This window comes from Aureibaculum luteum (genome assembly GCF_003449015.1).
In the GTDB taxonomy this organism is placed as follows: Bacteria; Bacteroidota; Bacteroidia; order Flavobacteriales; family Flavobacteriaceae; genus Aureibaculum; species Aureibaculum luteum.
This window is the reverse complement of sequence record NZ_QRGD01000002.1, coordinates 289,999-306,470: the sequence shown is the minus strand read 5'-3', so window position 1 is coordinate 306,470 and position 16,472 is coordinate 289,999. Positions and strand designations below refer to the sequence as shown.

Here is a 16,472-nt window from a genome sequence, read left to right as displayed (position 1 = left end):
ACATTTTATACTAATGTCCATAATCCATTTTATCTATTTTCCCTCCCATTAATCTTTTTTGGATAATCATATAAACAAATAGAAGGATAAAGCCTATAATTCCCCAAGTTAAAGCTACAGACAAACCATATTCTGCTGCTGATGTATTGTATATGGTCAAAGGTTCATTAATAGTATTAACAGAAGGTAATAGCACTGGAAATAAAGATGCTAAAGAGGAAGTAATCCCACCCAATATCAATAAAGTGGACAGCATAAAACCATAGATATCTTTTTTTATTTTTTTTATAAAAAATAATCCAATTAATCCTGTCATATAAATCAAAGGGAAAACTATTAAATATGGCTTATCTATGAAATTATCTAACGAACTAGGATTAACTATTTGCCATACCATTAAAGAAAATATGGTGAGAGCTGTTAGCACTATGTTTAACTTAAAAATAATGCTTTTAAGTTTATTATTTATTGATGAATTAGTTTTTAAAATCACCCAATTAGCACCATGAATTGCTAAAGTAACCACTGATATTAAACCAATAATAATGGTAAACCAATCTATAACTCCAGGTGTTGTACTCAATGGACTAAAACTACTATCCCATAATGGTAAGAAAAAATAATGCCCTTCATAAATAGATACTCCATTTTCAACACCACCTAAATTTACACCTCTTACCACATTACCCAATGCAATTCCAAAAAATAAGGCTAATAATAAACTAGAAACACCAAAAGATTTATCCCAAATATCTTTCCACATTTGATACTTAAATTGGCTTCTAAACTCTAACCCAATAGCTCTAAAGACAATTAACCACAAAACTATTATTAATGGTAAATAAAAACCACTAAAAACGGAAGCGTAAAAAGTTGGAAAAGCCATGAAAAGCATCCCCCCACCAGCAACTAACCAAACCTCATTTGAATCCCAAAACAAACCTGCAGATTTTGCAATTACTTCTTTATCTTTTTCATTTTTAGCAAAGAACAAATGAATTATTCCTGTTCCAAAATCATAACCATCTAAAATAAAAAATACAGCTAAAACAATAGCTATTATTATGTACCAAAATATTTCCATAGTTTAATGTGTTTGAGGTTTTGGACCTTGGTTAATAGTTTTACCAACTAAGAGTAAAAACAACAACCCTAGTAGCATATATAAAGCAACAAAACCGAGTAGGGTAAATAATGTATTACCTGATGAAACTGTTGGAGAAATACCATCACTTGTTCTTAATAAACCATAAACTAAGTATGGTTGCCTTCCTAATTCTGCAACATACCAGCCTGTAATGTTTGCTATATAAGGAAACGGAACTAAAAACATAATTGTCCAAAGTAGTGCTTTAGAGTTATACAATTTTTTCCTCCATAAAAAGAAAAGGGCTAATGCCATAACACCTATAAATATGGTGCCTAAACCAACCATTATATGATAAGAGTAATATAGTGCAGGGATATTATCTGGCAATTCTTCTTTTTTAAATTGATCCATCCCTGCAATTTGTTTATCCCAATCTTGATAGGTTAAAAAACTTAATATATTAGGTACTGCAATTTTATTATCTAATTTTTTTTCAACCATATTTGGTTGTCCAATAAGTACAATTTCAGCTCCAGCATCTTCTGTTTGAAAAATTCCTTCCATAGCAGCAAAAGATGCTGGTTGGTATTTTGCAACATTTTTAGCATTCCAATCTCCTGTAGGAAAAGCTAATAATACACTTGAAATTAATCCGAAAATTACACCTGTTTTTAAAAACAGTTTTCCGTATTCCGTTTGTTTATTTCTTAAAACATAAAATGCACCAATACTTGCAACGACAAAAGAAGATGTTACAACAGATGCTAATTGATTATGTAAAAAAGCTGGTAGAAGCCAAGGGTTACTAAATAGGGCTGAAAAATTTTGCAAAACGTATTTACCATTTTCCAAAATTTCATAACCTACAGGATGTTGCATCCAAGCGTTGGTTGCTAAAATAAACCAACCACTTGCCCAAGAACCTAAAAAAACTAAAAAACCTGTAAAGAAATGCAGTTTTTGTCCCATTAATTTTTCACCAAAAATAAATAGTGCTAAAAATGAGGATTCTAAAAAGAAAGAAAACATTCCTTCCATAGCCAATGTTTGACCTATAATACCACCTGTTAGTTCCGAAAATTTTGCCCAATTGGTACCAAATTGAAACTCCATTGGAATTCCTGTTACCACTCCCATTGTAAAGTTAATAGCAAATATTTTCATAAAAAATTTCGCTGCGGTGTTATATTTTTCAATTTTAGTTCTTAAAAATTTCCATTTAAAATAGACCACTATTAATGATAATCCCATTGTTAATTGTGGAAATATATAGTGAAATGTGATAGTAAATGCAAATTGCAACCTATCGTAAAAAATCATGTCTTCCATACAAACGAAATTTTAGAATAAAAACACAAAGTTATCCTTTAGTATATTTTAAGGTGTAACAATGGTTACTTAAATATTAAACCTATTTGACCAAAAACTCAAAAACTGTTTCATTGCGATATGTTTCATTAGGTTTTAACAAAGCTGACGGAAAATCAGATTGATTTGGAGCATCAGGATACGCCTCTGCTTCAAAACAAATGGCTGCGTATTTCGTAAAATTAGCCTTATTCTTATAGGGTAAATCAGGTAATTGAATTGGTGTATACACTACAAGTGTTGGCTGATTGGTATGTACTTTCATTTCAATACCTGTCTTTGATGATGACAAAACTGCCTTATAAGAAGGATCATCATTCAACACAAAAACATCATCCAAACCTGTAAAACCTATCTTTCCGATAATAGATTTATTCGAAAAATCATAGCTTGTCTTTTGGGTTTCAATAAAATTACCGGTCACCAATAACTTTTCATTAAGCTCTACATATTTATTACTTTTCAATTCCAATTCATGATCCAAAACTGAACCATATCCTTCCAAATTAAAATAAGAATGATTGGTTAAATTAACAGGAGTTGTTTTGTCAGTTGTCGCTTTATATACAATTTTTAACGCATTGTTTTCCGTAAGCTCATAGTGTACCGTAACTTTTAAATTACCGGGATAACCTTCTTCTAAATCCACGCTAAAATAAGATAAGGTGACACTACTTTTTGTAACCTTTTCCATCTTCCAATATTTCTTACTAAAACCTTCCTTGCCACCATGTAGATGCACACCATCTTCGTTGTAAAGCGGATACTCCTCCCCTTCTATTTCAAATTTTCCACCTGATATTCTACCTGCCCACCTGCCCACAGAAGCTCCTAAACAATTATAATTATTCAAATATTCTTGACCAAAATAAGCTACAGGCTTCTCTAGACCTACAACAACATTAATAGGGTTATTCTCTTTATCAAGAACTTTTAAGCTTAAAAGAGAGGCTCCTAAATTGGAAATTTCTGCTTCTAATCCTTTACTATTCTTTATGGTAATTACTTGTGGCTGTAGATTCATTTTTGAATTAAAAATTTGAGATGTAAAGTTAAAAATAAATACGCCTTCTGTCACTCATAAAAGAAGAACTTTTGTTGCTCATAAATAAATTCAATTTAAAAAAGCAAAATTTTTTATTTCACTATATTTACAATAGCTTTATCCTCTCATTTGTTATCGCACTTTATGCCTAAAATAATTACTTTTTTTCTACTACTTGCTACGCTATTATTGACCGCCTGTGTGGATAAAAAAGAAAAATACAAAAAAATAGAAACCACAAAAAATACCGGATTATCAACGAAATTGATACCCGATGCTCATTTTTTAGGTAGCGAATCGTGCAAGGAATGCCATCAAGACCAATTTAAAGACTGGAAAGGATCTGATCATGATAGGGCCATGGAACTTCCAACACGTGAAACTGTTTTGGCAAAATTTGAAGGAGAAGTATTTAAAAGTCAAGGCGTAACTTCTACCTTCTTTATAAAAGATAGTGTGTTCTATGCCAATACAGAAGGACCTGACGGATTAAATCACGATTATAAGGTAGCTTATACCTTTGGTGTAAAACCCTTACAACAATATTTAGTTCAATTTCCAGATGGAGCCTATCAAGCCTTACGAACGGCTTGGGACACTGAGAAAGAAATATGGTTTGACCTTTATCCGGATTTTAAAGTAGTACATTCTGAATGGCTACATTGGTCTAGAGGTGGTTTGAACTGGAACAATATGTGTGCTGATTGTCATTCTACAAATGTCCGTGAAAATTATGATGAGACTACTAAAAAATACGACACCAAATATTCTGTAATTAATGTAAGCTGTGAAGCCTGTCATGGCCCAGGGAAAGACCATATTACTCAAGTAAAGGATTTGGGAGATGCCTATGACACTGCTACTAGTAAGTTACACATGACTTCTGATATTTCTTCACACCAATTGGTAGATGCCTGTGCAAGATGCCATATGAGACGTGAACAAGTTTCAGAGAATTTTAATTATGAAGGAACAATGCTTGACCATTATTTTCCGCAATTATTAGAAGCCCCTACTTATAATGCTGATGGTCAAATTTTAGATGAAGATTATGTTTATGCTTCCTTTGTTCAAAGTAAAATGTATAACAATGGTGTTTCTTGTAAAGATTGTCACAATTCACACTCCTTAAAATTAAAATTTGACGGTAATAAACTCTGTATGCAATGTCACGAACCTACAACATACAATGTAGCTTCGCATCACAAGCATGAAGGGTTTGAAGACGCTACACAATGTATTAACTGTCATATGGTGGGCAGAACGTATATGGGCAATGATTACAGACGCGATCATAGTTTTAGAATACCGAGACCTGACCAAAGTATCAAATATGATACGCCTAATGCCTGTGTGCAATGCCATACAGATAAAACAAATGAATGGGCGTGGCAAGGTTTTCAAAAATTATATGGACAGCCAGATAGTATCCATTTTTCAGATCAATTGGCTCCGGGAATTATTGGATTACCCAATGCACATGAAGGGTTGTTTGATTTAGTTCAAAACAAAAAACAACCAGATATTGCAAGAGCTTCAGCAGTAAAGGCTCTTCAAAACTATAATTTGCAAAGTCGTTTTGATGAATTTATGGCGTTTTTAAATGACAAATCACCCTTAGTTCGTGGTGCTACACTTGATGTGTTAAGCCAATCGAATACAACCGATTTTATGTCGTATTTATTACCCTTATTAAAAGATGCGAAAAGATCTATTCGAATAAAAGCCTATTTTGCCTTAGGTGATGTGCCTGAAGTAAATATACCAGCAACTTATGCCGATGCTTATACAAAAGCGGGTAAGGAATTTCAGAGCTATTTAAAAATAAATGCCGATTTTAGTGGTGGACAAGCAACAAAAGCAACCTATTACCAAAAGAAAGGTGATTTACAAAATACTAAAATAGGCTATGAAAAAGCTTTAGAAATTGATCCTAACAATAATATAGTTCGTAGTAATTTAGCCAATATCTATTATAATTTAGGAGAGCCTGACAAGGCCGAAAAAGCATTTAGAGAGGTCATTAAACAAGAACCTGAGTTCGGAATTACCTATTATTCTTTAGGCCTGTTACTTGCTGAACTAAATAGGGTTGACGATGCCGTTACAGAAATGGAAAAAGCCCATGCATTACTACCAGATAACATTCGTGTGATCTATAACTTGAGTTTAATGTATGGTAAAGTAAATAATTTGAAAGCTGCTGAGAAAACGTTAAAAGAGGGCATTAAAATCTATCCAAATAATGAGGATTTACTATATGCGTTAGCCTTTCAGTATGTGAACCTGAAAGAAGTTAAAAAAGCCATCCCTATTATAAATAAATTGATTCAGCTAGATCCTAATAATACCAATTATCAAAACTTGATGAAAACATTAAATCAAGCATAAGTAATTTGTGAAGCAATTAGTACGCCTATATACCATTAGTAATGAAAAAATTATTTTTTAGAAAATCTCCTTTAGACCTTCATGGTGTTACCTATTCGGAAGTACAAGAATTGGTAGAAGATTATGTACTGCTAAATCAGCGTTTTTTACCGTTACAAATTATCACTGGTAATTCTCAAGGTATGAAGAACAAAGTAACACGTTGTTTAAAAGAACATGGTTTTAGCTATCAGATTGGCGATGCTTATAATAAAGGATATATTGCGGTTTTAAAATAAGTACACGTTTGTGGTGAAAACAAATTTCTTAAAGAATACATGTAGCTAAATTTAGATAAACATATAGATTTTTATACCCTTTAACCACAATTATAATATTGAACATACTGAATTGAGTTCAGCACAAGTTGACCGTCCAAATTAAGGGAGGTGCTTATAACATGCGTGCAAACCACATCGAAATAAATAGCGTACACATTTAAAATAATACCTGAATTCCACTAGTTTAAAAATTACCCATTTCCGCTATTGATTACTATCAAAAGTTATTGTAATTTAAACACACTCTAACTAATGTTTCAAAAAAAAAAGGGGAAAACACCTTTCGTAAAAGGGGAAATACCCCCTTGACAATAGTTATATATAAGTGTATTTTTGATTTGATAATAGGAGTTATCACATTTAAAATCTTCCCAAAATTAATTCATAACCGACTAAAAATGATTCCAATTGGAAAACATAAGGTTTTTGATTTGACTCGGAATTTTTTAATATCAAAAATTTCGAAAATTATCAACGCAGATGAATCTTCAAAAAATTCAATGATCAGCATCTATGTCATTGAAACCGAACAATTTTTATGTTGTAATGAAGGAATAAAAAAATTTATTGGTGAAAATTATCCTAAGTTGTTTGATCAAGGTTGGGAGTTTTGGTTTGAGCTGATTGATTTTAAAGAATCAAAAGTAGTCAAGGAAAAAATAAAAGCCTTTATCACCCCACCCTATATTTATCAAAAATTAAACCTTAGGTATCATATCACTAACGTTTTTAAAAAAAGAATTTTTATAAAGCATGAAATATTCATGTACAAATTAAAAGATTATTCCCTCCTTGTAAATTATCTTTTTGATATTTCGGATAAAGAAAAAATAGAACATTGTTTTAAATCAAATGAACTCATAAAATTTAACGCATCAAATAGCGAACAATTCTATCCAATTTCATCTAGAGAAAGAGAAGTATTGGGATTAATTGGAGATGGTTTTTCCTCTAAACAAATAGCAGATAAACTTTATATTAGTAACCATACGGCTATCTCTCATCGTAAAAATTTAATCGAAAAATTTAAAGTTAAAAACACGGCTCAACTTATTAAAAGGGCTTCTAAAGTAATTGATTTGTAAATTTTTATCTCTTCTGCCTTCAGTGTCAATTAAGAAACTTTAGTATTCCATTTCTTTTGAGCGACTATTACTGTTAATGACAATTCAATCGGTCTGTAGGGTTAAATCATTTCTATCATTATTTATAATGCTAAAATATTTTAACCTATTTAATAACTCCTCAGCTTGTTTAGTTATATTATAACCCTCAAGAGATGTGCCTTTAGAAAAATCTAACATTTTCTTAACGGCATCATATTTATGCAGTTTTATTTTTCTAACTAAGAGAACTTGGTAAATCCAAGGTAAGAGTTCTTTTTTTTGGTCCTTATTTAAAACACTAAAATATTCCATCCAATGAACTTGTTTTTCTTTTTGTAGTTCACAATTTAAAAGCATATTTAATTTTGAAAAATCATTGGGTTCATTTTGCGTAATCTTTATAGATTCATAATTTTTAAGTAAGCTCCCAGATAATAGCCCCATTACAAATACGGTATGATAGTTTAGACTATATAGATATGTTCTTCTTTCTTTTTGGTCCTTTCCTTCAATTACTTTTAAGTCAAGATTTGGTGCAGGTAAAAAGCCTACTCTTTTTTCAATATAATTTAAACATCTTAATGCGAAAATAGCTAAATTACTGAATGGTTTTTTTGTTAATGTCCATGCAATTAATAGTTCTCCTGCAATGTCATAGTCTTGTCTGTCCATGAAGATTATTAATAAGGCCTCTAAATCATTTATTAATTTATCCATATCGATTTTAACAGTGGTTACTGAATTGAAAAAAGTATACATTACTGAATGTGTAAGAGCGTAGACACCGTCCGTGCTTTCACTAAAAAAATCAAAGGAATGGTTCAAGCAACCCAGATTAGTCCAAAATTGAATTTCTTTTTTGTTATCTGTATTTTTCCATATATTAAATAACCATTCTTGTTCAAGCATTCTATAGGGTGTCCGTTCTATACTTTTTTCATCATTCAACACATTTTCAAGAATCTTATCAAACGATGAATTTGGATATCCAGAATAATGTAAACAAATATGTCCGTGGGCATAATCTAAAGCCAAAGCTGGTTTAAGACATATATTTGTTAAAGTAGCTTTGCTTCTCGCTAAAGGTTCAATTAACTTATATAGCGTGTTTACTGCATTTGCTACTTTTTTATGTGATAAACTAGCTTTGGCATAAACTATTAAAAATGCTGCCTCAGCAATTATTTTTTCTGACCTGACAAACCAGGGAGCATTTTCAGGTGCTGCATGCCCTTCGATGATGAGATGCCTGATGGTACGTGAGGCAAAATCTAATGCGTAGGACAATCTATCCTCAAATAATTGTTTTTCAGGCAAGCTATTTTTAAAAGTATGCTTAGAATCAACATTTATATTTTCATTCAATTTTCTCACTACAACTGTCTATCTAGCTCCTCTAATCTTTCTAATCTATCCAATTCTTGAACATTAGAGCCAAATGGGGCTAGTCGGAAAATTCTAATATAGTATCTCATTGTTCCACAAAAATTTTCCCAAGGATCATCCATTAACGCTAATTCAGGTCCAAGCTTAGCAATTGTTTTACCTAATGCTTCGTAATTCACAATTTTAGAGCCCAACACTTGTTTGGCAACATCTTTTGAATCTTTCATTTGATTATAATTTTAATTTATACCTACTCTATTCTGTTTTCGGTGTCCCAGATTTTTATTAAATTTCATTTATAATTTCATTATAAGAATCCATTAGTGTTGTGTATTGCAACTTTAAACTTTCCAGGGTATTAACATTTAATTTGGTTGAATTTGATTTATTACAGTACGCTTTTAAGCATTTTATCATTCCATCAACATGAATACCTTGTTTAACCATCCTCGCTTTAAATTCAGTAGAAAAGTTCTTTTCGCTTAATAAGCAACTTAACAATTTACACAATTCCTGTTTGTCTTTATTACTTCTATTGCTCTCTGGTGCTGGATTATTTCCTCCTACCCATACTGCACCTGTTCTAACTTGTTCTCTTGTAAAATCTCTTCCTCGTAAGGTTGTTCCTTTTGCTATAATTCTGAATTGATAGATTCCCGAAGTTTGAGTTTTCAAATCAAGATTGTATTCGCCAATATCGCCTTTGATAAATGTAACGGTCTTTTTGATACCGTTAGGAGGTGTTAATATGGCTGACACAAAGACATTGTTTGGTAATGGGATACCATATTGCGTAAGTATCACTTTCAATTTTATTGTTGCTCCTTGCTCAAAACCGTCTTGACTTATATCAACTTTCATCTTCAGATTAGAAAAAGCGTGAACTAAAAGACTATAGGGTATTCCTTTAGAGATATTAGTGCCTGATGATTGATACTCTTCTTCATAATTTATATGTGTAAGTGAACGATTTTTATATTTATGATAATACTTTTCGTTTACTTTTAAAATAGCATGCCATTTCCCATCCCTTTCCCCTGCACCTATTGGAAGTGGCATGGTCATTCTATAATAAGAGACGTTATTACCGTAATTAAAAGTAAGGCCAGGTATCGTTGTGCTGTCAGAAGGTTTTATTATATGACCATTTGGGGATTCTAATGCAAAGTCAATCATTTGAGGATTGGGTAACATCAGAATGACATCTGAACTAATATCGGCTTCATTTATAACAAAAGGTATTTTGTGTTCTTGCCCTAGAAATAACTCTCCATCTGGATCAACTACCACTTCTTCGTTGTTTACACCTGCTAAAATTTGAAGAAAATATTTTGCCAATTTAAAAATGCTATTATTATTTAATGCGTCAGTCAAAAGTAAGTAGCCTCCGCTACTATTTACAACTGCATTTAAGGCTGATGGCTCAATATTTTCAGCTTTTCCTAATCCAATTGCAAATACTCTGTCATTGATACTACCTGATACATCGGCAATGTACTTAGAATCCGTTTCTTTACCGTCTGTTAATACAATTACGGACTTTGTATCATAATTAGTTATAGGGTTTAATCTTAATTGTGCCCTCTCAAGCCCATCACCAATAGCAGTTGACCCATTTAAATTTGGACTAAAAGTGGTAATTGCTGATTTAATATTGGTTCTATCAACATCAAAAGGAGACACTGGTCCGAGGGGTCCTACTAAAGGAATTAATATGTCATGTGGGTCTTGATCAAATGAAACAATTCCCAAACCATTTCCTTGCTGAATAACATCAGCTAAAATTGACGCTGAAAATCTCAAAACGTCTATTCTTTTAGAACTATCAATACCAGAAGGAAAATCCATACTACCTGATTGGTCTAAACAGAGCATTATAGCAGAAGTCTTTCTACCTATGGTATTGGCAGTGATTGGTATAATCCATTCTTGTTCAGTTTCTGGGTTCGTTACGGTGACCGAATACCCATCAGCCATCGTAATTTCATCACCATCTGTGGTACCTCTATACGTTACCCATAAATATACCTCCCTAACTATACTTGCATCTGAAGACGTTCCTAAGTTTTCAGAAGTACCATAAGGAGTGTCAAATGGTGTTCCAGGATTTGTCATATTAAAATTAGTACTCCAAAGGCTCCTTACATTAAATCGTATTGCTCTGGCTACTTCTTCTCCTTCTGGCACATCATTAAAGTTAAGGTTGGTAGTTACCAATTCAATATCCCAGCCTGCTTCGCGAACAACTCTAGCGGCATCGATTCGTCCAAATCCGTAGAATTCACTAAAAATGGGATTTCCATCATAAGTACCGCTATTTGAAAAATTACCATTGATGTCTTGCCACCGACCATTAGCATTACTTTCACCAGGATTTATTTTAACAGCAGTATTTCTCATCAAATCTCGTACTTCTGTCCATGTTAATTGCGGATTTGCAGATAAGATTAAAGCAGCAACTCCAGCACATAATGGTGTGGCATGAGAAGTGCCGCCAAAATTATTTCTATAATCAGCTTGAGTTGCAAAAACGGTTGTTCCAGTAGGGTGATTATTAAATAAATTTCCATCTAAGGTTAGCTGTTTTCCTGCATTATTAACTGCAGTTATCGAGTGGGTTTCTGCATTTCCGCTACCGGGATTGTTAATCATAATGGCTTGGCCTACGTTAAAACCAGCACTATTATTAACGGTTATACTATTGCTACCCGAAGTTGCATTTGCCGAGAGTGTATTTTGAACTGAAGGACGTCCAACGGCCACATCTTTAGTGTTAGGATTACCCATTCTTGTGGCTGTAAAGGCACCATAATTCGTGGTTGGATTATGTAAGGGTTGACTGGACACGTAGGCATCATGGCTAGGGGCACAAAACTCTACAACCGAACCAAAGCTACTATATCCAGCTCTAGTTTCTGTAACTCCGTCATTCGCCAAAGTGGAAGCGGAAACAGAAAAGCATTTACTATACATACCCCATGGACGAGCAAAAGTAATATCTATATCAGAATTTGCATTGCCTGCTGAAAAAAATAGTAGTGTACCTAAGCCATTTCTACCATCATCAGTAAGTTTATCAAAAACGGCACTCATTGTTCCTGAAATTGGCGAACCGGTACTAAAACCAAAACTATTGGTAATCACATCAGCCCCGGGTGTAATTTGAGCTGGAAAATTGGCGGTATCACTTTCCGGATCAAAGCCAGCTGCCCATAAGTACATATCGGCGTATCTCGCTTCATCACCACCTCTTTTAATGGCCAAAACCCTACAATTACCAGCAACTCCAGCAACGCCTTCATTAATTCCCGTAACGGCAGTTGCATTATTTGCATTAGCTGCTGCTGCACTTGCACAACAGGTTCCATGATCGCTGGTTAATGTGTTATTATTTGCTACCATATTTCCAAAGTCAAAAGCTTGATACGTTTTGGAATTTCCATTACTGACATTCCCTGAAAATTCAGGATGATTTGGATCAACTCCTGAATCAACAACGCCTATGATAACATTGGCATTTCCAAAAGTTCGATTGGTATTTATATTTCTTAAAAATTGCCAAGCATCAGGTGTGTTTAAAATTTGGTGATCCCATTGTTCAGGATATAAAAAATCTGTTGGAGTTACCGCATCTTCTTCTGTGGTGTGCATAAGATTGGGCTCAGAAAAAATAACATTTTCCAATTCAGCAATTTCATTGGCTATTTTTAAAACTTCATAAGTTGGCGTAGTTCCAGTAGTAAAATGATAAAGATTACCTAAAACAGACATCTTTCTTTTTATTTTTAATTTAAACTTTTTCGCCAATTCTTCTATGGTATCTTTGGTTACGTAATCTTCGAATTTTACCATAATTTCATTAGTCAATGCAGAAGCATTGTTTTCACTCAAATGCAGTAAGGGTGCCGTAATCAAACTTTCTTTTTCAAAGGCTTTACGTACTTCTAACTTTTCTTTTTCGGAGGTCTTTGATGAATATTTAATGATGTAAAAACCATTATTCTCAATGTTTTCACCTTGTTCTTCAATACTTAATTTGTACTTCTTTACCAAAGTAGTAAGTACATGCTTTTTATCTATCCTTGTTTTACTTTTGGGCTTTTCAGGTTCTTCCTCAATTACCACTACAATTTCATTTTTATAAGGGGTGAAAGGAGTTTTTACTTTACCCCTATAATAAAAAGGAGTATTATTTTCAAATAAAATAAAGAGTTCTTCGTGTTTACCTCCTTTAAAACTAATTTTCCGTCTTTCTTCATCGAATGGTTTTTTAGAGATAATTACTATATATTCACCTTTTGGAATATTATTTTCACTTACATAATTCCCTTTTTCATCTAGACAATTTAGATAAAATGTTTTTCTCTGTGATTGTAATACAACCGAAGCATTATCTATTCCTTTATATTTTTTATCGACTACTCGAATCCTTAAATTGTTTATTGTATTTTTCATATTTTTTATTTTAAGTGTCTAGTCTATTTAGTTTTTCCAAATGAAAAATTATTAAGTAATATGAAATGACATACGTCGATTTATTTTCACATTAGATATAATTCAACAGCGTAACAATTTCAAAAAAATAGTAAACCATGTCAATCCCCATTTTTGGGGATTTTGATTTATAAAAATAAAACAGCTCCCATTGGATAGGAGCTGCTTTACCAATTAGGGAAGGTTTAATTTATTTCTCTTTCACTTTTTCCATTAGAGGTTCAGCCATTATACTAGCTGCATCTCTATGATCTACGTACACAATATCTCCAATTATTCTAAATGTATATCGTCTCGTAGTTACCGCTCCTTTTATGGTTACCGCCCTAGAACCAAGATATTTAAATGGCACATTTTCTCTGATAATCGGTATTGATTTTGAAGCACTGCTATTATGACGAACTGAAGGTTGTTTATTCTGCTGTCTCAATGCTACTCTTTTTTGACCGCAACATCCCATAACTATTGGTTTTATGATATTTTTTAATTGATTATTGTGCTCACTAAGTTTTTGTAATGGCTTTCTCAGTGATACATGCAATTCCTGATAATGCCCCCCAGAACAATAACATGTCAATCATTGTATTTCCTAGAAAATAGGCAAAGGGAATGGCTATCCAAATACTGAGGCAGTAGAAACAATCGAGCAGGGTTCCAAAGAACCCTTGCCCAAATAGTTTTCTAAATTTAATGACTAGGTCAAAGGGACCGTCTTCTTGGCTTAACAGATGGGTTATTCGCCAAACGGTTAATCCTGATAATATAAAGATGAACCCTACTTCCATTACGCTGGTTCTGGTTTTTCAATTCCAATTAATATGTCTATTGCATTAAAAGGCTGATATCCAGAATTTCCATTTGTTAATCTGAGGTTTCCAACAAGACGTATTTTAAAGGCACAGAAATTTTGCTCGGCTGTCAACCATCCTCCAGAGGCAGGTTGCACTATTACTGTATAATAGTCTTCGGCATCTGCCATCGTCTCATTACCTGTACCTTTAAAAGAAATATTACAGTTTAATGGATTATTTTCAACATAATATCTACCTCTATTAGGGTCATTAATACTAAAGTCTGCAGCTCTTAAAGGTACATTTAATGGAAATACCTCTGTCGCTCCTTTACCCATAGTTAATTCGTAACTATTCATAAATCCTTTTGCTTCTCCAGGGTTGTGATCTACCTTAAACCTTATTGTCATTGGGGCATCATTAATGATATTATTACTGCTATCAACCGGTAAGGTAAACAAGCCGCATTCGCCTATCGTATTTCCACCCATAGTAACATTAAGATCAATTACCGCTGTTACATTTCTCGTTTTTTGCAAATACAAACGAATTGTATCTTCAGAATTTGCGAACTTTGAACCATCATCTTTATAACCTTGAATTCTAAAATAATATGTACCATTATCAAATTCATTTGTTAAAATTTTGGCCTTAATATTTTTGTAACCTTCTAGCCATAATCCAGAATCGGTTTCTATATTTAAATAGCCATGTAAAAGGGAGGAAGGAGTTGAGAAGGTACGATTTACTAGAGCATTAAAACCCGTAGTTAGATATGGCAAGCGGAGATCTTTAGTTAAATATTGCCAAGAATCTAATCCTTTTCTATATTCTATCGTATAATATTTAATTCCTACATTTTTAAGACAGCCTCGCAATATAAGTTGACCGCTCCATGCCGCACATTGCACTTTGGGAGCTATGTCTGCGTTGGCAGTAATAATACCCAAATTGTTCAACGTATTATTAAAATCGCCTCTAACACCACTCTCTTCTTTACCTAAAGCAATATTTCCGATACCTTGTAAAATATGTTGGCCTTGACAGGCAACTGGAATGAGTCCTGATCTCTCTATAGGTATACATAGATTAATCCGCTTTAAATAGGGCACATTCCAGTAAGGAGCCGTTTCAAACAAACTTGACGAAGTGGCTAATGGATCTAATAGTTTTATTGTAAGATCAGGTCTGGCTTGTACAAAAGCATTTTCACCTGAAGCGGTATCTATCTCCGATTCATTAAAATTTTGCGGATCAGTACGGTTAAACCTTAAAATATAATTACCAAAATGATCTGCATTAATAGTTCCTAAATTTTCTCGTTCGCCAGTACCGGTATAAGCACCACCTGAGAGTTCTGCAGTGGTTCTATCATATTCTTCAAAATTTAAAAGTGCATAAGGTATCGGACCCGTTTCACAACGTCGTCTAAAACGGTCAACAATTCTTGCCGCATCAATAAATTTATTTTTATCTATTGCTGCTCCAGTGTTTATATTTGAAGTTTCCAGTCTTATAGATTGCGTAGATTTTAAAGCATTGTATGTATAAGAAACAGCTTCTCTATTTTCCTTTTTATTGGCTTTTATGGAAATTTCCTCTGGTTTTGAAATGACAGTTATTTCTTCCTTTTCAGGGATAGCAGGGCCACCAAATGGAACCACAATCGGTTTGAATGTTCTTGGAGGATCAGGTTGTGGATTAAACATGACACTATCGACCAATTGGGGATAATAGCTTTTAACCGCCTCTCTAATTTGAGGGTTTATCAATACTTCTTTTAATTTTGGATAGGTATCTATCACAATAAGTCGCCAACAAGGATTAATTAAACAACCTTTATAATAACTAATGTTACCATAAACGACATAATCTTCTGGGGTTGCTGGAGTTCTAAAGCTCAGGATTAAGTCATTAAAATCGGCATCTCCTCCACTGTCATTCGATTCAAGATTGAATCGATACTCTCCTCCTACAATTTGAGGAAATTTCAGTTTCATTGTCGAATTTACATAGCTGGAACTGGAACTTGGTTTGTTTTGAATAGCAATATTCCATGAATTTCCAGAAACAAAATATTCATTATCTGAAACAACTCCGTTATAAGTTCCATTACCTTGGTTAGCCCCTGATATAATGAACCTTTGGGCAAAACTTGCTGATTTTGATTTTACTCGGACGAACCAAGCACCTTGCATTTTAATTGGCATAGCGTTTTGTTTTTAAATTATATTAATTTTGTTAGGAGCTAAATTAGATGCTAAGGCTACAGTAGTCAATCCCTAAAAATGGGGAAATTGAAACTTATTGTTATTAAAAAATAAATTGAAAACTTTAATATATTCGAGTAAAATCAAAATAAAAAAAAACCATTACTTTCGTAATGGCTCTCTATTCGTAAAACTCAATGGTTTTACAATACTTTATATATCGAAATAGAATTTAAATTATTTACATCTTTTAAAAACTAAAAATAGCTTA

12 protein-coding genes are annotated in these 16,472 nt (G+C 33.1%); 3 read left to right on the top strand and 9 right to left on the bottom strand.

Annotated features, from left to right (window positions below; all coding sequences use genetic code 11):
* Positions 1 to 10: 10 nt before the first annotated feature.
* The 3 genes from cydB to D3P13_RS06570 form a co-directional block, all read right to left on the bottom strand.
* Positions 11 to 1,084 (bottom strand): cytochrome d ubiquinol oxidase subunit II, encoded by a 1,074-nt coding sequence (gene cydB, locus D3P13_RS06580; RefSeq protein WP_117880524.1) that lies wholly within the window; start codon positions 1,082 to 1,084, stop codon positions 11 to 13.
* Between the two features lie 3 nt (positions 1,085 to 1,087).
* Entirely contained in the window at positions 1,088 to 2,419 is a 1,332-nt protein-coding gene (locus tag D3P13_RS06575) for a cytochrome ubiquinol oxidase subunit I (protein WP_117880523.1), read from the bottom strand.
* Positions 2,420 to 2,501: 82 nt separating this feature from the next.
* Complete coding sequence (locus tag D3P13_RS06570) at positions 2,502 to 3,482, bottom strand: aldose epimerase family protein (protein WP_117880522.1); 981 nt, start codon at positions 3,480 to 3,482, stop codon at positions 2,502 to 2,504.
* Between the two features lie 165 nt (positions 3,483 to 3,647).
* On the opposite strand from D3P13_RS06570, the gene D3P13_RS06565 reads away from it, so the two are divergent.
* The 3 genes from D3P13_RS06565 to D3P13_RS06555 all read left to right on the top strand — a co-directional run bounded on the left by D3P13_RS06565 (position 3,648) and on the right by D3P13_RS06555 (position 7,299).
* The gene (locus D3P13_RS06565) at positions 3,648 to 5,894 is read left to right on the top strand and encodes a tetratricopeptide repeat protein (RefSeq protein WP_117880521.1); all 2,247 of its coding nucleotides are present in this window, start codon (positions 3,648 to 3,650) and stop codon (positions 5,892 to 5,894) included.
* Between the two features lie 41 nt (positions 5,895 to 5,935).
* Positions 5,936 to 6,172, top strand: a complete 237-nt coding sequence (locus tag D3P13_RS06560; protein WP_117880520.1) for a Smr/MutS family protein — start codon at positions 5,936 to 5,938, stop codon at positions 6,170 to 6,172.
* Positions 6,173 to 6,612: 440 nt separating this feature from the next.
* Positions 6,613 to 7,299, top strand: a complete 687-nt coding sequence (locus D3P13_RS06555) for a response regulator transcription factor (RefSeq protein ID WP_232829145.1) — start codon at positions 6,613 to 6,615, stop codon at positions 7,297 to 7,299.
* A gap of 84 nt (positions 7,300 to 7,383) precedes the next feature.
* Here the strand turns inward: D3P13_RS06555 and D3P13_RS06550 are convergent, their stop codons facing one another.
* From D3P13_RS06550 to D3P13_RS06525, 6 genes are all read right to left on the bottom strand, one after another.
* Positions 7,384 to 8,694, bottom strand: a complete 1,311-nt coding sequence (locus D3P13_RS06550) for a DUF6895 family protein (RefSeq protein ID WP_117880519.1) — start codon at positions 8,692 to 8,694, stop codon at positions 7,384 to 7,386.
* Positions 8,694 to 8,933, bottom strand: a complete 240-nt coding sequence (locus D3P13_RS06545) for a hypothetical protein (RefSeq protein WP_117880518.1) — start codon at positions 8,931 to 8,933, stop codon at positions 8,694 to 8,696. Before D3P13_RS06545 ends, D3P13_RS06550 begins: the two co-directional genes overlap by 1 nt.
* A gap of 58 nt (positions 8,934 to 8,991) precedes the next feature.
* Positions 8,992 to 13,161 (bottom strand): S8 family serine peptidase, encoded by a 4,170-nt coding sequence (locus tag D3P13_RS22350; RefSeq protein ID WP_117880517.1) that lies wholly within the window; start codon positions 13,159 to 13,161, stop codon positions 8,992 to 8,994.
* 229 nt (positions 13,162 to 13,390) lie between these two features.
* Positions 13,391 to 13,660, bottom strand: coding sequence for a hypothetical protein (locus D3P13_RS06535; RefSeq protein ID WP_117880516.1), 270 nt, complete (start codon positions 13,658 to 13,660; stop codon positions 13,391 to 13,393).
* Positions 13,661 to 13,703: 43 nt separating this feature from the next.
* Positions 13,704 to 13,985, bottom strand: a complete 282-nt coding sequence (locus tag D3P13_RS22420) for a DUF1360 domain-containing protein (RefSeq protein WP_117880515.1) — start codon at positions 13,983 to 13,985, stop codon at positions 13,704 to 13,706.
* A complete protein-coding gene (locus tag D3P13_RS06525) occupies positions 13,985 to 16,201 on the bottom strand; it encodes a hypothetical protein (RefSeq protein WP_117880514.1) in 2,217 nt (738 codons plus the stop codon). The genes D3P13_RS22420 and D3P13_RS06525 overlap by 1 nt, the downstream gene beginning before the upstream one ends.
* Between the last annotated feature and the right edge of the window lie 271 nt (positions 16,202 to 16,472).